The sequence below is a fragment of the Paenibacillus sp. WLX2291 genome (genome assembly GCF_046603665.1).
Taxonomy (GTDB): domain Bacteria; phylum Bacillota; class Bacilli; order Paenibacillales; family Paenibacillaceae; genus Saccharibacillus.
Genome location: NZ_CP176755.1, coordinates 4,025,801 through 4,046,722 on the forward strand (window position 1 = coordinate 4,025,801; position 20,922 = coordinate 4,046,722).

A 20,922-nucleotide genomic window follows, 5' to 3' on the forward strand; every position below is an offset into this window, starting at 1 on the left:
TGGTCTGTCTCTACCCTATATCTTTACAGCACTGGATCGGTTGGAAGTGAGTCTTTTTTCATTTCCAATAACTTACATCAAAATCACGCTTGACATGTAACCCGTTCCAACGATTACGCTTGATAGGCAGTGCTGCTAACAGTGTAGCACAAAAAACAGACAGAAATGGAGTGCTGAACATGAGTAACTCTCAAAATAACGTACCGAATTTCCCGGACGGCTTTCTATGGGGCGGCGCGATTGCAGCCAACCAGGCGGAAGGCGCATTTGATCAGTATGGTAAAGGCTGGTCCACGCAGGACGTAGCACCCAAAGGCGTCATGGGTCCGATTACTGAAACACCAACCGAAGATAATATGAAACTGGTCGGCATCGACTTTTACCATCGTTACAAAGAAGATGTGAAGCTATTCGCCGAAATGGGCTTCAAAGTGTTCCGTACGTCAATCGCGTGGTCGCGTATTTTCCCAAAAGGCGATGAAACCGAGCCGAACGAAGAAGGTCTGCAATTTTATGACGATCTGTTCGATGAATGTCTGAAATATGGCATCCAACCACTGGTTACCCTATCTCACTACGAAACACCGCTGCATCTGTCCAAAGAATACGATGGCTGGGTCAACCGCAAACTTGTTGGTTTCTACGAGCGTTATGCCGAAACTGTATTCCGTCGATACAAAGATAAAGTGAAATACTGGCTGACCTTTAACGAGATCAATTCCATTTTGGAAGCTCCGTTTATGAGCGGCGGTATTTATACTCCGAAGGAAGAGCTGAGCAAGCAAGATCTGTATCAGGCGATTCACCATGAGCTTGTTGCTAGCGCATCCGCAGTCAAATTGTGCCATGAGATCATTCCAGATGCACAAATCGGCTGTATGATTCTCAGCATGCCGACGTATCCACTGACTCCGAACCCGGACGATGTAATCGCAGCGATGGAATCGGAGCACAAAAACTATTTCTTCGGCGATGTTCATGTACGCGGACGCTATCCGGGCTATATGAAACGCTATTTCCGTGAAAAAGGCATTGAGATCAAAATGGAAGCTGGAGACGAAGAAACGCTGCTGCACACCGTTGATTTCGTTTCATTCAGCTACTATGTCAGCATCTGTGAAACTGCCGATCCAGAACAAAAAACTTCGGGACAAGGCAACCTGTTCAGTGGCGTTCCTAACCCGTATTTGCAAGCAAGCGAATGGGGCTGGCAGATCGATCCACAAGGTCTGCGTTATGTACTGAATATGTTCTATGATCGCTACCAGAAACCATTGTTTATCGTAGAAAATGGTCTTGGTGCTGTTGATGAACTGATCACCAATGCAGATGGCGAGAAAACAGTTGAAGATGACTATCGTATTCAATATTTGAATGACCATCTACTGCAAGTGGCTGAAGCTGTTGAGGATGGCGTTGACGTGATGGGCTTTACCTCATGGGGCTGTATCGACGTTGTCAGCGCTTCGTCCGCGCAACTGAAAAAACGCTACGGTTACATTTATGTAGACCGCAATGACGATGGTTCTGGTACGCTGGAACGCTATCGCAAAAAATCATTCCACTGGTACAAAGACGTTATTGCTACTAACGGCAAAAGTCTAAAACGTTAATCCAGCAATATCCAGCAACCGTGTACCAGATATCTAATGATTCAGTAGCCCTATTGTGATACTGACTTGTATATTGCCAAAACACATACGCACGAACCTTCTGTGAATAGCAACGGATGCAGGTTGAAATGATATATATCTGCATCCACGCATAGCGGAACACCCTAACTCTGCTTGCACTTGCCAACTTACGGTTTACGCGTATGCTGCACGGCACATATACTTCGGTTTCCATTTCATATAACATATCGATACAACACAAAAGACGACGCTCCTCATATAAACTGACGGGCGTCGTCTTTGCTGTACTCCTCAAGTCATTTGGGGAGCATTATATTTCGTTTGCGTCACATGTATTTTGAGGAGCATCGTCTTTCGTTTGCTCCTCATGTACTTTGAGGAGCGTCATCTTTCGTTTGCGTCTCATATACTTTGATGAGCATCGTTTTTCGTTTGCTCCTCATGTACTTTGATGAGCATCGTTTTTCGTTTGCTCCTCAAGTAATTTGAGGAGTGTCATCTTTAAATTAGGCATAGTCTAAGTCATTGTAGTATGAATCGGGCTTAGTTTGTAAAAATATGCTGTCCCAGCGTAATGACTGCTGGACGCTTCATACTCCACTCGGATGTAGCGATTCGTGGATTGTAGTAATATAGCGATCCATTCGTTGGATCAACACCACGTAGTGCCTGCTTAGCAGCATTATATGCTGTCTTACTAGGCGTCAGATAATATTGTCCATCCGCCACTGCTGTGAATTGACCGGGCTGCATAACAACGCCCCAGATGGTGCTTGGGAATTCGCCAGATTGCACACGATTTAATACAACTGCGCCTACTGCCACCTGACCTTCAAACGATTCCCCACGCGCTTCACCGTAAATGACATGTGCCAAAATATCCAGTGAATCCTGATCCATTTTGTAACTGCCGCTACGATTAGACGTAGATGTAACTGGCGCACTTGCCGTTACGATACCAGTGCTTTTCACACCCAATTTGGAAAATGTCGCCGGTCCAGCGACACCGTCTGCGCTCAAACCATGAGCACGCTGAAATTGCTTCACTGCATTGGATGTGATGCTTCCGTAATATCCTGTTGTATTTGCATGGAAATATCCTTCTTTGGCGAGCTGACGTTGCAGATCGACTACATTCTGACCGCGCATTCCTTGTTTCAACAGCGAGGCATCAGCAGATTTTGCCATCATGGTTACGCCCATCACGCAGGCGCAGGATACTACAAAAGCGGGTAATTTTCTCATCGTTTGGTACTACCTCCATATTTCAATAATAAAGTTTAGTCATGAATTGATGTCGTAAAATGAAAGGCATATGGAATTCCAAGTTAGCGGAACTGGCTTGTACTCAGATCATACCTGCACAAACATTGTGTAAATAATTACAATCCTATTGAAAGTAATACCGGTGCATATCCGGTTTACGTGGTCTACATTTGTATTATTAATATCGGCAAATCTATTCTCTTTTAACACCATTTGCTTGCTGTGTAACATGCTTCGCACGATATATACGTGCTGTTATGTGCCGCTGTATGGCATTCAACTTCCTACAGCCGTGGTTCTGGATTACGTATGACAATTTTGTAACCAGATAAGTATGCAAATGATGTGCTTATACGTAGCAGTATAGCATAGCCATTTTTATGTCTGCGCCCTGCCATAGACCTAACATTTGCTTGAAAATCAAGCATTTTTTAGCAAATTACACATATTCAGCAATGAAACTGAGACCGTGGCTCCAAATTTAAAGGACTTTTGGTAAGTAACTACTCAGCCCATAAGTTTCATTTTTGTCATTATTCTCAAGCAGTATAGCAGATTTTCGACGAAATGCAAAATTGGCTTACATATTGTCTATGATTCATAGTCTCTGCATAACAAGTTCATCTTACACGATACATGTCTGCATGAAGCACCATTAGCTATTCTAACCTGCTCTACATACATTCGAGATTCATTCTTACAACCAACGTAATTTTTACTGTAAATCCAAGGCACAACATAATAACTTTTAGTACAACAACAATAATCAAAACAACGTACGTATCAGAACTTCCAGTTCATACTGCGTTCAAACTTGCGGTACAACTCCTCTGTGCTGATGGGCATATGATTTTGCAACCACCATTGCAGTACACCAAGCGCACTGCCAATATACGCCTCAATTGCAATCTCCATATCCATTGCATCCATCTCGTTCCATCCCTGAATTTGCTCATCTGCATATCGGATCATGCCTATCTTCATCTCGCTTCGTAGTATGTTACGTAGCGAATCAGGCTCTTCCAGCAACAATTGAGAAAAAAGTTCGTGGTATTGTGTAGCCACCTCACACACTTTCTGAAAATTGCGAGCCGGGTCCAGCTGTCCTGCTTGATTCAACTCTTCATCAGCAATTTGTCGCAGCATTTGAGTAAGAAGATCAAATTTATCCAGAAAATGAACGTAAAATGTCGTGCGGTGAACCATCGCCAGATCGCAAATTTGCTTGACAGTAATCGTTTCAAATGACTCTTTTTTGATCAAATCCATCAATGCCTGATATAGCAATTTACGTGTTCGTTTGACTCGCAGGTCTTCTTTTTCGGATTTATTCACGACACATTCTCCTTTGTGTATAGTTACTCGTCAAATTTGAAATATTATCGGTTGAAGCAACTTATTATACACCATACTATTTAGCTTACAAACATCATTTAACTATACAGGTGTATAAAAAGGAGCGAACCATTATGACTTTGATGAGTAACGATACAAAACTTAACTATACCGAAAAACAACTGCTACAAAATGCCACCGATCTGATTCCATTTCTACAGAGCTATGCCCGTCAGATTGATCAAGAACGTCATATTCCTGATGAAGTGATCACTAAGCTGTCAGACGCCGGGCTATTCAAATTAGGTACACGTAAAATATATGGCGGTCATGAAGTGAGTATTCGCGCTATGGTTGAAATCATCTCCGAAGTTGCCAAAGGAAATGGTTCGGTTGGCTGGGTCGTACAGATCATTAATGGCAACAATTATAATGCTACCTTGTCACTATCTGAGCCTATTTTGGACTCCATCTTTGGTCAACATGAAGAAGTGCGCTTCTGCTCAGTATTACAACCACGCAAAGCGAAGATTCAACAAACCGATGATGGTTACCTGATTGAAGAAGGTTTGTGGGGCTTTGCTTCCGGTTCCAAGCATGCTACTCATGCGCTACTGAACATTAATGATCTGAACAGTCGTACTGATCAGCAGCAGCCGGGTATGATTCTGGCAGTTATACCGATGAATCAGATTGAAATTGTGGATGATTGGTATACGATCAGTCTGAAAGGCTCTGCCAGCAATAGTCTGAAGCTTCATGATGTATTCGTGCCGAATGAATATATTGCCAATACTACGCTAAGCGGTATCGAGATGTCCCAGCAGCCAACAGATAGCATGAATCGATACAGACCTTATGCTCAAGTCATCACTACCATTACGACAGGAATCAGTGCTATTCTCGGTCTGGCAAGAGCTGCGGTTGATTGTTTTGTTCAAAAAGCTCCAACACGCGGGATTACGATGACTGTTCACCCTTCGCAAGCAGCTGTCGGTCATATTCAATATCATGTCGGATTGGCAGCAATGAAGGTAGAATCGGCGCATCTTCATATCAATCGCACGATCGACAATCTGGAAGATCACGTACAGACTCATCGTCCATTCACCGTACAGGAATTTGCCCAGATTCAAACTGATATCGCGTATGCTTCTAAATTGTGCTGGGAAGCAGTCGATCTGCTAGTAGCCGAAAGCGGCGGTAGCTTTATCGCTGAATCGAATCGACTCTCCGAAATTTTCCGCGATATTCGTGGTGGTGCCAATCATGCACTGACTACAGCATCTACTGGTCTGGAGCTGTATGGGCGAATACTGATGGGACAAGCTCCACAACAGATTATGACTTTGGGTATAGCTGCACAGCTTCATGAATTGGTGCCCGCCGGAAATCATAATGAGTAAAATAACAATTATATCTGGCAGCCCCAACACGCATTCACGCTTAAATGGTCTTATCCGCTACGCTCAAGTTCATTTGGAGCAGCAGCAGTGTGAGGTAGATATCATTCATGTAGCTTCTCTGCCTGCTGAACATCTAGTTCACGCACAATTTGATAGTCCAGCCATTATGGGTGCGCATGAACGTGTTGCCCAAGCAGACGGAATCATCATTGCCAGTCCAGTGTACAAAGCAAGTTGTACAGGCGTGTTGAAAAGCTATCTTGATTTGCTGCCACAAAAAGCATTTCGTGACAAAACAATCGCTATCTATTTTGTTGGAGGATCTTCGGCTGCACAATTATCCATCGATTATGCAATGAAGCCCATATTGTCATCAATGGGTGCAAAGCATTTTGCTGCAAACGTGTTTGCATGTGAACATACAATTGAACGTATGGAAAACGATGCTCAACATCAACCAATTGGATTTCGGCTTACACCAGAAATTGAAGAACGATTACATTTGTCCCTACACGATTTATTACATTCTTGCTCATCATTAAAAATTCCATATTAAATATGTCAAAAATACAGCCGAGAATTCTATGATTCTCGGCTGTGTGCTTATTCAAAATCACACTTGTGAGAAACAGAGACCACTCCGTTTTCATGCTACTACCTATAGTTGATTATGTCAGACTGTTTACTTTGGATTCGGCAGTTTGAATATGACGACTGATCTGCTTTTCCCAATCATAAATGTTCTGCCGGGATTTCTGCACGATGGTCATTTGCCGATAAACGACTGTCAGCTGCGCGGCACCTATAATTGCATCGCCCCTTTTCACTGCTGAACGATAGCCTTTGCGTGCAGACGTACGCAGCTTATGCGCAGCGGATATTACTTTGTTTTCAGCTGTAATTTGCTTTTTTAGAACTTGTACTGGCTCTAGCAGATTGCGTACCGTTTGCTTACGCGCTGCTGTCTGTTTGCGGGCGGACGATAGTTCGCACTTTTTGGCACTGATCTCGGTTCTGGCGGTCTGCACCTGTGCCTTCATACGATTGCGTTGAGTAGTTAATAATTCAGCTGTTTTGGTATGTTTGACTTTGCGAGCAGCGGTAATCTGTTGTCCCAGCTCCTTGTACTGTTTAAGCAATGGCGCATGCTTCGACTCTAGCTGCTGGACAGCGGTTTGTAATGACTGGATACGGCTGGTATCAATTGTTTGGATACGTTGTTTGACACTTTTCAGGGATGCATTATTTTGCTTGCGTAGAGCGATAATCTGATCGCTTTGCAGCTCCAATACTTTCTCCAGCGCAGTTACACTATCGTATAACGTATCCATGCCACTTAATGCGCTGGACCATTGGTCTGCCGATGCCGTTTGTGGAACAGCTATCCAGACGCTTAATAGCAGAATAATCAATGCTATCATTGCTGCTTGTTTGTACAGGATTTTGCCGCTATGTATTATACCGTCTCGACTGCTACTTGCACATTTGTACTGGTGTCCATCTGGATATGTATGACTGTTGTTCTGACTATTCCTCTGCTTCAACATTGCTATTCGCTCATAGTTACTGTTTCCACTTGTTTGATTCATCATCCTTGACTCCTTTTATGTATATTGGCATTGCCGTTTCAACTGGACAGACTGCAATCTACTGAAGTTATGCACACAAAAAAGCACCTCCAGAACAGAAATTACTCTGTCCTGCGAGGTGCTTCGCTCGCACAATAATTGAATTGCTTTTACTATAAACGCTCTACTTCCTCTCTGTCAACCAAAAAAGATCATACGTTCGCAATCATACAGTAATTGGATCTCCATACTGTAAAGCCAACTGATAAAGTATAATCTTTTCACCAATTGCACATGAATGCTTTCTGGCAAACATGATACACTGAAAAAGATTATCGTGCATCATTCGTTGCGATATACACTTACTTTTGCCGTTATGAAGGAGAATATACATCAATGAAGCTTGTTTCTTGGAATGTAAACGGTCTGCGTGCCGCTGTCAAAAAAGGATTTAACGAATATTTTACTACTGTAGATGCAGACATTTTCTGTATTCAGGAAACCAAACTGCAAGCAGGACAGATTGAACTAGATCATGGGGATCAATATCGTCAGTATTGGAATTATGCAGTAAAAAAAGGCTATTCCGGCACCGCCGTTTTTACACGAATTGCCCCACTTTCGGTACGCTATGGGATGGAAGAAGATTACGAGGAAGAAGGTCGCATGCTGACGCTGGAATTTGATCATTTTTATCTGATCAATGTGTATACGCCCAATGCGCGCCGCGATCTGCTGCGTCTGCCGTACCGATTGGAATGGGAAGACCGCTTCCGTGCGTATGTGACTCAGCTGGATCTGATCAAGCCAGTCATCATCTGCGGTGATCTGAATGTGGCACATGAGGAAATTGATCTCAAAAATGCTCGCTCCAATATCGGCAATTCCGGATTTACGTACGAAGAACGCGGCAAACTAACGAGCCTGCTACAATCCGGCTTTGTTGATACGTTCCGTTATTTCCACCCAGATCGTACCGACGTGTATAGCTGGTGGTCGTATATGGCAAAGGTGCGTGAGCGCAATATCGGTTGGCGAATCGACTATTTTCTAGCGTCTCAGCGCCTCACTCCGGCACTACGCGATGCGCACATTGATCATCTGATTCTCGGCAGTGATCATTGCCCGATACTGTTAGAGCTGGATGAGCAGCAGTTGGCGAATCCTACAGCAATGGCGAATCTATAAAAGAAGTTACCATCTATACAGATCTATTCAAGCAAATCCAGTCAAGCGAATTTAAGTTTTATGAATAGTACGATCTGTATTATTGAAGTACCTACAGATTACGTTTTGCTAAGAACAACGATAATGAGTAAGCTACGCTATACTATGACCAAAATTTATGATCAAAAAGAACGTCCTATTTCTTGTACAGCTATGCCAAAATGAGTGTGCTTACTGTCCACCGCTCATCTTGCGCAAGCTGTACATCTACATAATCAGGAGGAATCATGCATAACAAAATCATGCTCTCCATTGCGCTCGGATTAAGTGGTATTGCCGTACTTGGCATCATCGGTTTCGTTGGCAGTCTTCTCATCATGATGAGGATGGAACAGCCACTATTCTATATATTCTGCTTTGTTGCTATGCTGATGTTGATCGAAATTTATGTCGTCTTATCTGTCTTCCACACCATCACTACCCATCCATTATTCAAACGTCTACTACTCGGCGGCTTTGCCCTCTGCTTGTTCACAGCTGGTGCTTACAAAATATATTCAATCTATGATGACAGCTTGATTGCTGTAAATACGCAGGATGTCGATCTGAGTGCCTATACTCCATTTACCGAAAACAATCGGCTAGCCACACTCTCGCAACCATCCACCTATCAGTTACAATCGAATGATCTCCTGCCTCAATTGGATGGAGCTACTGCATTGTATCCAGTATATGCTGCTTTTGCACAGGCAGTGTATCCGCAGAAATTGTATGATGCCCACAGTGGCGAAGTGATTAGTCGCGGTACAGGTTCTGCCTATCAACATCTGATTGATGGCGACGTCGATATGATCTTTGCGGCTGCGCCTTCTACGGGTCAGTTACAAGCGGCAGAGAATAGCAGTATCCAGCTCTATTTAACCCCGATCGGACAGGAGGCATTTGTTTTTTTCGTAAATACCGATAACCCGGTGAACAATCTAACTTCTGAACAGGTCAAGCAAATATACAGTGGACAGATTACCAATTGGAAGCAAGTTGGAGGCAACGATGAGACGATCGCTGCCTTTCAACGTCCAGAGGACAGTGGCAGTCAGGCTATGCTTCGCCGCTGGATGGGCGATCAACAGATAATGGAACCGATTCAGCAAAGGATTGCAACCGGAATGGGTGGCATGATGGAACGTGTCGATGACTATCACAATTATAAGAATGCGATTGGCTATTCGTTTCATTATTTTGCTACGGTGATGAATCCAGAGTCGCATATTAAGCTGCTGGCAATTGATAGCGTATACCCGGATGAACAACAGATTGCTAGTGGAAACTATCCACTGATCGCTCCATTTTACGCGGTAACTGCCAGTTACAAATATACCGGACAATTAGAAAATGAACGCGCACACGCCGCAAAGTCGGAAATAACATCTGATCAACCATCTGATGAAATCATATCTGTCGATCCATCTGACATCAATTCATCTTCTGATGAAGCGTTACAATTGCCTCCATTTCCGAAGCTTCGCTCCTCTAATCCGCATCTGGAGCCATTGCTACGCTGGATATTGTCATCACAGGGACAGGAGTTGGTTCGGCAAACAGGCTATTTTCCACTACATAACCAGATTCAGTCCGTACATTGAATTTATCATGTGATAATCATTATCACTTATCTTCATAATCGTGTATACTATTCTTAATGGTCCATGTTCGGAGCGTGCGTCGGTATACATATGGGCTAAACTTATATCATCTGGAGGAATCACATCATGCAACGTCGTACCAAAACAACCGTAGCGGGAACGCTAATCCTGTCTATGGCTCTGCTGACAAGCGCCTGCTCCTCGGCTGCTACAACCGGCAGCAATACCAATGAGTCATCTTCGACTCCGGCTGCAACCCAGACGGAAACTGCGTCTGAGCGTACACTCAAGGATAGTATGGGTCATGAAGTGAAGATTCCTGCTAATCCACAGCGTATTATCGCTTCGTATCTCGAAGACCCACTGGTCGCGCTGGGCGTAACGCCAGCAGCACAATGGTCAATCAAGGGCGGTAGTGTCCAAGATTATTTGCAGGATAAACTAGCAAATGTGCCAACGATCTCTTCTGATCTGCCATTTGAAGCAGTAGCTAGCTTTACACCTGATCTGCTGCTGATGGACAGCGCGGAAATGGTCGAAGGCGATAAATACAACCAATATTCCGCTATTGCCCCAACATATGTCGTCGGTAATGCCGAAAATAACGACTGGCGTGAAGAATTGAAAACGGTCGGCGAAGTGCTGAACAAAAGCACCGAAGCTGACAAAGTGCTGTCCGATTACGATGCAAAAGTAGCCGATGCCAAAACTCAAATCCAGCAAAAAGTCGGCACCAAATCCGCAGCAGCCATCTGGATTAGTGGCAAAAGTGTATTCGTCGTGAATCCGAAGCTATCCAGTGGTGATGTGATGTACAACGATCTAGGCTTCACTGTACCAGATGTAGTCACCCAAGCGTCTGAAGGCAAAACCGCTAACTGGAGTTCTCTCGCACTGGAAAGTCTGTCTACTCTGGATGCAGACTACCTGTTCGTCATTATTCAAGACGGTGCCAAACCAGATGATGGTATCAGCTCCTCCGTTTGGAACAGCATTCCCGCTGTCAAAGCAGGTCATGCCTACACGCTCAGCATGAAGTCCAGCTGGCTGTACACCGGCGCTGTTGCCAACTCCATGATCATTGACGATATTTTGAAAAACGTCGTATCGAAATAAACTCATCACTGTTCCGATAAGGTACAGCAAAATACAGACATACAATATATTCATGATGCAATATGTTGTATACCTGATGCGTCATGCGGTTCAGATAATTACGATCCAATCGCAACAAAAGCTGCCGTTCCCACAACCGATTACACATATGATCTTGATCCAAGATCATATGCTGCACAGGAGTATCAAACTCTCCTATCATTCGGTACGGAAAAGGCAGCTTTTTTGTCATTTCAGCTTTTTATTAGTTCAGCTTTGTTCTGTTTCGGAGTTGTTCATTTCGACTTTGCAACTGATCAATTTACGCGTTCAAAGATCCATTGCTGCACCGTATTGTTCAGATCTGCCCACTGCCGTACATCCGCACCATCAGCGGTGCCGCCATTGGTCACGTCCAGCAGTTTGCCGCTATTGCGGTTCAAAATTTCAAAAAACTGATTGCCGACCAGATTGAATTTCCATTGCTGGCTGGTCGATCCGCTGGAAGTAAACTGAGCGACATTGGCACCATCGTCCTTGCTCGCTCCGGTTACACCTGCTAATCTGCCGCTATGACTCGCACGCAATTGGAAATATCCATCGCTTGTCGGATCAAGCGCCCAGCGTTGATCGCCTGTTCCGTTATATGTCCACTGAATAATATCCGCGCCATCCGCAGTTGAAGCATTCAGCACAGCCAATACTTTGCCACTGTTATTGTTACGAATACGGTAGTAAATGTCCGCCGTTCCTTCACCAGATGGACGAGTAATTGCAGTTCCCGGTGTTACAGGCGAACCGAAGACTGGTGTATCGCCATTCCAATTGATTTTCTGAATACGAGTAGTACGTTGCTCAGCACAGCCTTGACCAGTGCCATCATTGGCATGATAGACGATCCAATCTTCCGTACCATCCGGCGATTTTACAAAGCTGTTATGACCCGGACCGAAGACAGTTGATGTTTTCTGGAATACTGGATTGGCTCCTTTGCTCCAGCTGCTTGCCAGCGACAGATCGGCGCTGGAGCTGGCGCTGAGCATACCTAGCTTATAATCATCCGTCCAGCACCCACTGGCAGAATAGGTAAGATACACACGCGAACCATGCGTCAAAAAGGCTGGCGCTTCATTCACATCACCGCCGACCTTTTCCCAGCTGATCGTCGGACTGGAAATGATCGTCGCTTTGCCTACTAGTGCTGTTGGGCTGCTCATTTTGGCAATAGCGATTTCCTGCGGTTTGCCCGGTGCAATTTGCGACCATGCCATATACAGCTGTCCATTGATGCTCGTTACTGTCTGATCGATCGACCAGTAATCGTTACTGTCATTGACTTTGATCGGTGCAGACCAGCTTCCTTGCAGCGGATTGGCGCTCGTATTGCGAATCGCCCAGATTCGCTGATTGGCATTGTTGCCATCGTTGCTACCTGCTGAGAAATACAAATACCAAGCGCCATTAATATAATTCAGCTCCGGTGCCCAGATATTGTTGGAGTAACAGCTACCACCTGAACAGGTAGCAGTCGGCTTGGTGAAGACGGTTTTGCTTTCCCCGTTGCCGATGCCAGTCAACGTCTTGGAACGGCTAATATCGATTTTGTCCCAGTTACGTGACGTATGCACAAAATAGTAATATCCATCCGTATGCTTCATTACAAACGGATCAGCAGACGAATAAGGAGCAACTGGATTGATAAACGTCGTAGACGCCGCTTGCGCCTGCTGTGGCACGAGTGAGATCAGCATCATAACTGTTAGTAGTAATGCACAACACATGCGCGCCGATACCGGCATACGCTCCAACATGTTTAGCATTGTACGGGAATGACGAGTCTTCTGTGTTTGCTTGATCAATCGAGTTTTTCGCTCATGACCCTGCTTCTTCTTTACCTTCTCATTGTTGTCTGTACCTTGTTGTCCGAATACTATCCAATTCATTATCCTCAACCCCTTTACAAGAATGTTTACGTATTCATGTTTTTGTAACCGTTTTCTTTATTGTAAAAATATTATGCATTTTACACAATATAAGAATAAAGTCGAAACTTTAATAAAAAGGAACTGCAAATGCTTAATCATTTCATATCGTAATACCGAATATTATTGTAGTATAGATATACTGGACTGATTTAAAGCACTACTACTGTATTCGTATTGAGGAGGATTTTAGTTTGAAAGCAACCCCTGAAGCATCATTGCAAAAAAGGCTGCTGCCACGTCATATTACATTTATGGCAATGGGCGGCGTCATCGGAACAGGTATCTTCAAAGGTAGTTCCGAAACGATTGGTCTGGCAGGACCCGGCGTTATCTTCACGTATATTTTTGCCGGTTTGCTGCTGCTCGTCGTAATGGGTGCAATTGCTGAAATGGCAACCGTGTATCCGAACCGTAATATGAAAGATTTTATCTCGCTTGCCTTTGGTCAACGGCTTGCTTTTATCGTCGGCTGGTTGTACTGCTTTATGTGGCTAGCGGTTTGTGTCATTGAAGTTATCGCTGCGGGCAGCTTTCTGCAATTCTGGTTTGCTGATACACCGTTATGGGTGCTCAGTCTCGCGAGTGCCGCCTTTGTGCTGCTTGTTAATACGATGAGCGTAGGCAGATTGGGCGAACTGGAATTCTGGCTCGCCGGTATCAAGATCGCGATGATTATTATCTTTATCATACTCGGTGCTTGTCTGCTGTTTGGTATTATTCCAAGTAGTAACACGCCGTATTTGAGCAACTTTACATCCCATGGTGGATTTTTGCCGAATGGTTGGATGGCTGTCGTGTCTGCGCTCTTGGTCGTCATGTTCTCGTATGGCGGTTCCGAGCTGATCGGTCTGACGCTAACCGAGACACCGGATGCGGACAAAGTACTGCCAAAGATCGTAAAAAGCTTCATCCTGCGTATTATTCTGTTCTATACGTTGCCAATTCTGATCATCTGTGGTCTGATTCCGTGGAATCAACTGAGCGGTCAGGACAGTCCCTTTGTACAGGTACTGACTGCAACTGGGTTGCAGGGAGCAGCGCATATCATTAACTTTATTCTGGTGACAGCAGTGTTGTCAGCGGCGAACTCTGGTATTTATGGAGCGACACGGATGTTACATTCGATGGCGATTAATAACGAAGCACCTGCGTTGCTATCCAAAACATCACGGCGCGGTGTACCTGTGAACAGTTTGATTTTGTGTGCTGTTATTTTGCTGATTGGCGCATGGTTTGCTTATGTTGCACAGGATCAAGTATTTGGTATTCTGATCGCTGTACCGGGATTTGTCGTATTGCTCGTATGGATTAGCATCTGTCTGTCCCAGCTCAAGCTACGCAAGCAGTATCCGGTGGAACCGAAATTCCGCATCTGGGGTTACCCATATATTTCTGGTTTGACTGCTCTGTGTCTGCTTGTTATTGCGGTGCTGTTCTTATTTGATGCTAACAATCGCATTAGTATCGGAGCTTGTATCCTGTTCTTGATCGTGCTGCTGATCAGTTCGTTCTTCAAGTTCCGCGGGAAATCGCAAGCGTAACAACTAGATTCTCATCATAAAATAAAAGCTGTCTGTTTTGCCCTCTGGCATCATAGGCAGCTTTTATTTTGTATAAAAACTTTGAAATACACGCGTTGCCTGCCTGTGCATTCTAGTCCTGATTGTCATGCTGATAAACTGGTATTTATAATAAATTGCTGTACAATGATAGGAATGATACAACATTACCGGAATCGGAATATTGCTATGTCCATTCGGTAATATGAGATTCAGTAAATGATCAATTTCACTTATAGCTGTGGCAGGTGTAACGATAATGGTGGACGCTTATTTTCAACCAATTCTGTATGCTTTTATCGCTTTTCCGCTGGCAGCAGCTTTATTTACGCTGCCTTTTTTGATGTATCAATATCGTCGATATGGCTATATTCATGTCGTACGCGCGATTACGCTATATAGCTGCTTGCTGTATTTGATGAATGCTTACTTTCTGGTGATCCTGCCTTTTCCATCGTCCCGGCACAATGCTGCACTGGCAGGTGGGGATATGCAGCTGGTGCCTTTTCAGTTTGTGAGTGACTTTTTAAAAGAAACCTCTGTCTCGCTGGAGCACCCGACGACCTATATGCACATATTTCGCGAGCGTGCCTTCTGGCAGGTAATGTTTAATATTGTGCTGACTGTGCCATTCGGGATGTTGCTACGCTATTATTTCCATCGCGGCTGGTTGGGTGCAATGTGCTGGTCGTTTCTATTGTCGCTATCGTTTGAAATTACGCAATTGACAGGAATTTATGGCATTTATGATCATGCGTACCGGATCTTTGACGTGGATGATCTGATCTGTAATACCTTTGGCGGCATGATCGGCTTCTTGATTGCTGCATGGATCTCGGAGCATCTGCCCAATGTGCGGCAACTGGATGCGCGTGTTGATCGTTCCAAACGACGGGTAACGTATACAAGGCGCGGGATTGCTTTTCTCATCGACAATATGCTCTGCTCTATGCTGCTATCGATCCTGTCGGCATTGGACATTCCACTTTCGTTCTGGGTAGCGACAGGGTTGTATTTTATGCTGTTAACGTATGCGATGAATGGACTAACACCTGGCAAATGGATCGTACGCATTCGGCTCGTCAGCGATCGTACCAATGAACAGGAGACCAAACGCCGCTTGCCACTACATGCTCTCATCGTGCGCTACGGTTTGCTGTACTGGGGATTTTTCGGATTGGAGCGAGTGCTGAATTTGCCATTTGCACAGAGCTATCCGTCTCGACTAGAAGCGATTGTCTATCTAATCATTCTGTTTGTATTGAATGCTGGCTTCTTCCTCCATCTAGTGACACGCTTTTTCCGTAAAGGTTCCCTGATGTTTTACGAACAATGGAGTCGTACATCGCATCAGATCATGTGGCCAGATACGCTATCAACCGACCCTGAATCTCATGACTAGCGGCTATATTGCTATGCTGAGACTCTTATTCTACGTTCATCTGAAATTATACCGGAAGGCGGTTTTTGCTTGTTATATGTAGTTAAATTTCTGTACAGTTTCATTCTGCCACCGGGTTTGTTTGTCATTTTGCTACTGCTCATGTCGATCTGGCTATGGAAAATTCATGCGACCGCAGCTGGTGTATTGCTCGGTCTGAATGTACTGCTATATCTGTCGATGATTCCACTGATTGCCGATATGCTGATTGGCAGTCTGGAGCACAAATATCCGCAACCACAACAGGCAACCGTACAAACAAGCGGCGATGTCATCGTCGTGCTGGGCGGCGGCGCGACAAGTGGTACGCCGGATATGAACGGTACTGGCAATCTATCTGGTGCGGCGGGAAATCGGCTCATCACAGCAGTACGCCTGTATCGCGAAACGGGATTGCCGATTATTTTCTCCGGTGGTCAAGTATTCTCAGATAGCGGCAATGAAGCGGATATTGCACGTCGCCAACTTATAGCGATGGGCGTACCACAGCAGGATATCATCGCTGAGAATCAATCGCTCAATACCGAACAGAATGCAGCCAATACATCCAAGCTGCTCAAACAGAATCAATGGAGCAAGCCGGTACTCGTTACTTCCGCCATGCATATGGAGCGTTCAGTTATCGAATTTGAACGTGCTGGCTGGAATGTACTGCCGTATCCGACAGATTATTGGACGAGCACACCACGGGCGCTATATGCTAGTAAATTTGCACCATCTGGCAGCTCTATGAATGCATTTAGCTCTGCTTGTAAAGAATATCTCGGTATTCTGGTCGCGAAGTTCAGAATGTAATCGCCGTATATCTCATTATAATTGCCACATATCAATGAAAAAAAGAGAATGTGAACGACATATTCCGCTTCCCGATCCATGCTTCTCAGCGATGGAAAGGAAAATGGAACAGTCGATCCACATTCTCTTTTTGATTGTAGAAGAATCTTATTTGAAGTCAACAATCATATCGAGTGGCAGACGCATCGAAGGATAGCCCTCATTGGCTGCTTTACCCATAGATACGAGCATTACTGGTACATAACGCTCTTTGTCCATACCGTACATTGCAGCGACTTGCTCTTTGTCGTAACCACCGATTGGGTTCGTGTCATAGCCATGTGCACGAGCAACCATCATCAGCTGCATCGCTACCAGACCGCTGTCGATCAGAGCGATATCTTTGCGCGCTTCACGGGAAAGCTGTTCGTAATGACCGAGTGCGAATGGCAGTTGGCGCTCTTTCACTTCAGCTGGCATATAACCCAGTTCCACTGCTTTGTTGAAAATATACTCTGCATTTTGCTCGTGTTGCAGATCGGCAAAGATCGCTACAACCGCTGCGGCAGTTTCCACTTGATGAGCGTTGAATTTTGCGAATGGCAGTAATTGTGCTTTGGCTTCTTCACTTTGAATGACAACGAAGCGCCAAGGTTGCAGGTTGATGGAAGAAGGCGCGCGAGTAGCCTCTGTCAGGATCTCGTTCATTTCCTCGCTGCTGATTTTCACTTCTGGGTCATAACTTTTGATGGAACGACGTTCCAGAGCGATTTTGGCAAAGTCATTGCTTGGTGTTACTGCGTTTGTTGCGTTGTTAGTAGTTGTCATTTGGTTTCTCTCCTTTGATTCTCTATATGGTTTGGTTACGTGTAACTTACATACTTCCGATATTGACGTTGATGCGTTGCAGCATACTGGAGAGTTGCTGTTGTTCGTGTTCATCAAAACCGCTCAGCATCTGCTCTACATATTGCTGACGCTCCTGACGAAACGATATAATCTTCTCCCGTCCTATATCGGTCAACTGTACAAGCGTAATACGATTGTCCTGCGGATTGTTGCGCCGGATGACGATCTGCTCTACCTCTAGTTGCTTCAGATGGCGTGTAATCGCTGCATGATCGATTCCGACCAACTTTTGCAGCGAACTCTGACTAATCTCTTCTGACTGGTAGAGATGACAGAGCAGTTGCAACCGCGAAGCACTAATCCCAGCACACTTTTCAAACGTACAGGATAGCTGGCGTTGAAGTCCCTGTATCTGATAAAATATATCCTCTGACGATGACTGCGACACAAGTCTTCTCCCCTTTCTGTCTGTACGTTGGTGATACGGAATGACGGAAGGATTATTGAAATAATCTGTGACCCATCAATCATTGATGCATCAAATAATATCATAGATTAGATAGGTTTGCAATTAGTGTTGTAAAAATTTAATTGTTAGAAATGTAATTTGAGTTCTAATCCTCACTTGTCGCTTAGACCAATATCAAACGTTTCTTCTGACAATAATGCTTTCCCTGATTGCGCAGCCAAGGTGACAGGATGACCGGCTTGCTGCAATTGATCCTTAAATTGTTGTAAGCTACTATAGTGCGTCCTATCATAAAAGTAGACCGTGAATGAGGCTTGCGTAACCCCATTTTGTTTTAGCATTTCAATCAAATGTTCCACTTTGTGTATGTACTTCATCTTTTCGTTTGGTTGAATAATATAAACCATATTGACATGAGTGTATGATAAATCAACAAGCCCTGTTGTACCTTGTTCAGGACGATCACGATCAAAATCAATAAATGCCCAGCCCGGTGGGTGTACAGATTTTTTTAAAATAGGTTCAATTATTTCTTCCGATTGCTGAGTTGGCTTAATGCTTAGATAATTGTCGATATAATCTTCGGGTTTACTGGCATTTCTACGTACAGAGAATTCTTCAGTCGGATAACGATCCGAAACAGCCGTTATATTATAAAGTGTGTACATCCTGAATTCTTCTTCTAAACCTGTAATCGTAAACGGTTCGTGATACTTAGCCGTCAAATAATCGTCGGTTTCTCGTTTTACTAACTCCAGATCGTAATGCTTGATTACGGGATACATGAATATACTAAAGGCGATGCCTATAAAAATCCATTGCAGCAGTTTTATGTTTTGTATTCTTTTGAAGATTTGCTGAATCCTTCGTTTCATTTCCATTCTCTTCCTCTCACTCTGTAGATTAGTAAGAATGATATTTTATAAATGTTGACTCATACTTTCGATAGCATGAACTTTATTCAAATGAATGTCCATATCATTTATCTGATATTCGCGATATTCATCTATTACAGTTTGCATATCATATGTCTTCATGATGTTTTGAAAAGCTTGATAATTGTTGATATGCCAACGTCAAACATATGTAGCCTAATGTGCACATTTTAGATCTTTTTAGCTTAACATTAAACGTATCGTAGCATGCACCTTATACCATGTAAACTACAAATGATACTAAAAAGTAATATTTTATATTTTCAATTCTATCTACATATTCGATACAGTTTCCCAGTCCTATGTAAGTTTTTGGCAACACTTTATTTACATTAACATATCCATTCAAACGATCGTTACCTCACTTCAAAATTGCTCATTACTTTTATTGATCCTCTTTCCCGTTTACAATAACAATAGACCAAAATCTTATATTGACTCTACACTCAACCCTCATCTACTTCATAGACAAGATTGGGGTAATCCATTATAGTATAAATCCACTATTCAAGCCGGAATGTCAGGAAGGAATCTATTGAAATTATGAAATTGGCAATTGGTATGCGTAATATTAAAACCGCGCTGGCGGTGTTGATCTGCTTGTTGATCTCGAAAGTATTCAATTTGGAGTATCCGTTTTATGCAGTCATCGCGACGATTATTGCGATGGAAAATTCGGTCACGAACTCGTACACAGTCGGCAAAAATCGCGTCATGGGTACGATTGTCGGCGCTGTATTCGGAATGGGGTTTGCACTTATCGATCCGCATAGTGCCATATTCTCGGCGGTCGGAATTGTGGTCGTCATTTATATTTGTAATCTGCTCAAATGGAACAAATCGGTCTCCATTGCCAGTATCGTATTTCTGGCGATTATGCTCAATCTGCGACCGGGTGAGAATCCTTGGTTTTACGGGATGAATCGGGTGCTGGATACACTAATCGGCATTGGGGTAGCGGTGATCATCAACTATCTCGTCTTTCCGCCTAACCATGAGCGCAATATGGAGCAGCGGCGCAAAATTCTGCGTCAGCGGCTGACGGTGCTGTCGCATGAATTGCTCGCTGAAGGCGGTGGTGTACATATCAGTTCGCTAAAAAAGGATATGTCCGAACTGGAAAAGGTGTATGAGATCTATACTTCGGAATTTCATCTGAACAAAAAGAAACGAACAATTATGGATCATCTGGAAGAGGAAATCGATATTTATCACAATACGTATTCCCATATGCGAATGCTGCGACTGCTAACTGATGAACCGCCACAAGCGGTGGAATCGAAGCCACAGGTGGATTTTAAATTTAGTTCCCCTCCTGCTCGCCCTATGACGGTGCATGGTGAGGATTTGCTAATGATTTACCGCTATCATGTACGCTGCATTTTGCAGGATTTAACTCAGCTTGGGTTGATGCTACCTACGAAAATTGCACCGCCGCTGAATTTACGCAAAGAATTGTCTGGCGAGCACAAAAATGTCAATCGAATCAACGATTGAATCATTTTACTAATGTAGGATGAATCATTACAATAGTTCACAGCAGTTTTGGATGGAAGGCACGTTACTGTAGATTTTTTGGAATATTGGAATCTTGTAAGAAGGCAGAGTGATACGGCATTACACTGGCTTCAAAGATAGCACAACAAAAAGCACAATCGTATTCGCAGCGACTTATGCTACGGACGATTGTGCTTTTTCCTATCCAGATACACTTCTCTTCACTCTAACGACTGTCACTGTTACTGTCACTGTCACTGTCACTGTCACTGTCACTGTCACTGTCACTGTCACGAAAA

The 20,922-nt window shown here is 44.0% G+C and carries 17 protein-coding genes; 10 read left to right on the forward strand and 7 right to left on the reverse strand.

Going from position 1 to position 20,922, the window contains the following annotated elements; all coding sequences use genetic code 11:
* Nucleotides 1-179: 179 nt before the first annotated feature.
* Nucleotides 180-1,613 (forward strand): glycoside hydrolase family 1 protein, encoded by a 1,434-nt coding sequence (locus ACDE64_RS17225; protein ID WP_411343331.1) that lies wholly within the window; start codon nucleotides 180-182, stop codon nucleotides 1,611-1,613.
* 564 nt (nucleotides 1,614-2,177) lie between these two features.
* Here ACDE64_RS17225 and ACDE64_RS17230 read toward each other — a convergent pair.
* Together ACDE64_RS17230 and ACDE64_RS17235 are read right to left on the reverse strand one after the other, a co-directional pair.
* Nucleotides 2,178-2,879 (reverse strand): cell wall hydrolase, encoded by a 702-nt coding sequence (locus ACDE64_RS17230; protein ID WP_411343332.1) that lies wholly within the window; start codon nucleotides 2,877-2,879, stop codon nucleotides 2,178-2,180.
* Nucleotides 2,880-3,683: 804 nt separating this feature from the next.
* The gene (locus tag ACDE64_RS17235) at nucleotides 3,684-4,235 is read right to left on the reverse strand and encodes a TetR/AcrR family transcriptional regulator (protein WP_411343333.1); all 552 of its coding nucleotides are present in this window, start codon (nucleotides 4,233-4,235) and stop codon (nucleotides 3,684-3,686) included.
* Between the two features lie 134 nt (nucleotides 4,236-4,369).
* Between ACDE64_RS17235 and ACDE64_RS17240 the strand changes: the two genes are divergently transcribed.
* Both ACDE64_RS17240 and ssuE read left to right on the forward strand, forming a co-directional pair.
* The gene (locus tag ACDE64_RS17240) at nucleotides 4,370-5,641 is read left to right on the forward strand and encodes an acyl-CoA dehydrogenase family protein (RefSeq protein WP_411347652.1); all 1,272 of its coding nucleotides are present in this window, start codon (nucleotides 4,370-4,372) and stop codon (nucleotides 5,639-5,641) included.
* Nucleotides 5,634-6,197, forward strand: a complete 564-nt coding sequence (ssuE, locus tag ACDE64_RS17245; RefSeq protein ID WP_411347653.1) for an NADPH-dependent FMN reductase — start codon at nucleotides 5,634-5,636, stop codon at nucleotides 6,195-6,197. Before ACDE64_RS17240 ends, ssuE begins: the two co-directional genes overlap by 8 nt.
* A gap of 112 nt (nucleotides 6,198-6,309) precedes the next feature.
* Here the strand turns inward: ssuE and ACDE64_RS17250 are convergent, their stop codons facing one another.
* Nucleotides 6,310-7,233, reverse strand: coding sequence for a hypothetical protein (locus tag ACDE64_RS17250; RefSeq protein ID WP_411347654.1), 924 nt, complete (start codon nucleotides 7,231-7,233; stop codon nucleotides 6,310-6,312).
* Nucleotides 7,234-7,605: 372 nt separating this feature from the next.
* Here ACDE64_RS17250 and ACDE64_RS17255 point away from each other — a divergent pair, with 372 nt between their 5' ends.
* The 3 genes from ACDE64_RS17255 (at nucleotide 7,606) to ACDE64_RS17265 (ending at nucleotide 11,135) form a co-directional block, all read left to right on the forward strand.
* Complete coding sequence (locus ACDE64_RS17255) at nucleotides 7,606-8,397, forward strand: exodeoxyribonuclease III (protein ID WP_411347655.1); 792 nt, start codon at nucleotides 7,606-7,608, stop codon at nucleotides 8,395-8,397.
* Between the two features lie 266 nt (nucleotides 8,398-8,663).
* Nucleotides 8,664-10,019: a PstS family phosphate ABC transporter substrate-binding protein gene (locus tag ACDE64_RS17260; RefSeq protein ID WP_411347656.1), complete on the forward strand. Its 1,356-nt coding sequence runs from the start codon at nucleotides 8,664-8,666 to the stop codon at nucleotides 10,017-10,019.
* Nucleotides 10,020-10,145: 126 nt separating this feature from the next.
* Nucleotides 10,146-11,135, forward strand: a complete 990-nt coding sequence (locus tag ACDE64_RS17265) for an ABC transporter substrate-binding protein (RefSeq protein ID WP_411347657.1) — start codon at nucleotides 10,146-10,148, stop codon at nucleotides 11,133-11,135.
* Nucleotides 11,136-11,431: 296 nt separating this feature from the next.
* Here the strand turns inward: ACDE64_RS17265 and ACDE64_RS17270 are convergent, their stop codons facing one another.
* The gene (locus ACDE64_RS17270; RefSeq protein ID WP_411343340.1) at nucleotides 11,432-13,057 is read right to left on the reverse strand and encodes a family 43 glycosylhydrolase; all 1,626 of its coding nucleotides are present in this window, start codon (nucleotides 13,055-13,057) and stop codon (nucleotides 11,432-11,434) included.
* 233 nt (nucleotides 13,058-13,290) lie between these two features.
* Between ACDE64_RS17270 and ACDE64_RS17275 the strand changes: the two genes are divergently transcribed.
* From ACDE64_RS17275 to ACDE64_RS17285, 3 genes are all read left to right on the forward strand, one after another.
* Nucleotides 13,291-14,640, forward strand: a complete 1,350-nt coding sequence (locus ACDE64_RS17275) for an amino acid permease (RefSeq protein WP_411347658.1) — start codon at nucleotides 13,291-13,293, stop codon at nucleotides 14,638-14,640.
* 277 nt (nucleotides 14,641-14,917) lie between these two features.
* Entirely contained in the window at nucleotides 14,918-16,060 is a 1,143-nt protein-coding gene (locus ACDE64_RS17280) for a VanZ family protein (protein WP_411347659.1), read from the forward strand.
* A 69-nt stretch (nucleotides 16,061-16,129) separates the two neighbouring features.
* On the forward strand, nucleotides 16,130-16,894 hold the full coding sequence (locus tag ACDE64_RS17285) for a YdcF family protein (protein WP_411347660.1): 765 nt from the start codon (nucleotides 16,130-16,132) through the stop codon (nucleotides 16,892-16,894).
* 147 nt (nucleotides 16,895-17,041) lie between these two features.
* On the opposite strand, the gene ACDE64_RS17290 is transcribed toward ACDE64_RS17285, so the two are convergent.
* The 3 genes from ACDE64_RS17290 to ACDE64_RS17300 form a co-directional block, all read right to left on the reverse strand.
* Nucleotides 17,042-17,701, reverse strand: a complete 660-nt coding sequence (locus tag ACDE64_RS17290; RefSeq protein ID WP_411347661.1) for a nitroreductase family protein — start codon at nucleotides 17,699-17,701, stop codon at nucleotides 17,042-17,044.
* 46 nt (nucleotides 17,702-17,747) lie between these two features.
* A complete protein-coding gene (locus ACDE64_RS17295; protein WP_411347662.1) occupies nucleotides 17,748-18,170 on the reverse strand; it encodes a MarR family winged helix-turn-helix transcriptional regulator in 423 nt (140 codons plus the stop codon).
* A gap of 173 nt (nucleotides 18,171-18,343) precedes the next feature.
* The gene (locus ACDE64_RS17300; RefSeq protein WP_411347663.1) at nucleotides 18,344-19,072 is read right to left on the reverse strand and encodes a hypothetical protein; all 729 of its coding nucleotides are present in this window, start codon (nucleotides 19,070-19,072) and stop codon (nucleotides 18,344-18,346) included.
* A 597-nt stretch (nucleotides 19,073-19,669) separates the two neighbouring features.
* Here ACDE64_RS17300 and ACDE64_RS17305 point away from each other — a divergent pair.
* Nucleotides 19,670-20,623 carry an FUSC family protein gene (locus tag ACDE64_RS17305; RefSeq protein WP_411347664.1) on the forward strand — a complete coding sequence of 318 codons (954 nt, stop codon included), beginning with the start codon at nucleotides 19,670-19,672 and terminating at the stop codon, nucleotides 20,621-20,623.
* The last annotated feature ends 299 nt before the right edge of the window (nucleotides 20,624-20,922 follow it).

Excerpts from the sequence above, each read along its gene's own strand:
- ACDE64_RS17225 (WP_411343331.1), top strand. The coding sequence starts at position 180 with ATGAGTAACTCTCAAAATAACGTACCGAATTTCCCGGACGGCTTTCTA.
- ACDE64_RS17230 (WP_411343332.1), bottom strand. The coding sequence starts at position 2,879 with ATGAGAAAATTACCCGCTTTTGTAGTATCCTGCGCCTGCGTGATGGGC.
- ACDE64_RS17240 (WP_411347652.1), top strand. The coding sequence starts at position 4,370 with ATGACTTTGATGAGTAACGATACAAAACTTAACTATACCGAAAAACAA.
- ssuE (WP_411347653.1), top strand. The coding sequence starts at position 5,634 with ATGAGTAAAATAACAATTATATCTGGCAGCCCCAACACGCATTCACGC.
- ACDE64_RS17250 (WP_411347654.1), bottom strand. The coding sequence starts at position 7,233 with ATGATGAATCAAACAAGTGGAAACAGTAACTATGAGCGAATAGCAATG.
- ACDE64_RS17255 (WP_411347655.1), top strand. The coding sequence starts at position 7,606 with ATGAAGCTTGTTTCTTGGAATGTAAACGGTCTGCGTGCCGCTGTCAAA.
- ACDE64_RS17260 (WP_411347656.1), top strand. The coding sequence starts at position 8,664 with ATGCATAACAAAATCATGCTCTCCATTGCGCTCGGATTAAGTGGTATT.
- ACDE64_RS17265 (WP_411347657.1), top strand. The coding sequence starts at position 10,146 with ATGCAACGTCGTACCAAAACAACCGTAGCGGGAACGCTAATCCTGTCT.
- ACDE64_RS17270 (WP_411343340.1), bottom strand. The coding sequence starts at position 13,057 with ATGAATTGGATAGTATTCGGACAACAAGGTACAGACAACAATGAGAAG.
- ACDE64_RS17280 (WP_411347659.1), top strand. The coding sequence starts at position 14,918 with ATGGTGGACGCTTATTTTCAACCAATTCTGTATGCTTTTATCGCTTTT.
- ACDE64_RS17290 (WP_411347661.1), bottom strand. The coding sequence starts at position 17,701 with ATGACAACTACTAACAACGCAACAAACGCAGTAACACCAAGCAATGAC.
- ACDE64_RS17300 (WP_411347663.1), bottom strand. The coding sequence starts at position 19,072 with ATGGAAATGAAACGAAGGATTCAGCAAATCTTCAAAAGAATACAAAAC.
- ACDE64_RS17305 (WP_411347664.1), top strand. The coding sequence starts at position 19,670 with ATGAAATTGGCAATTGGTATGCGTAATATTAAAACCGCGCTGGCGGTG.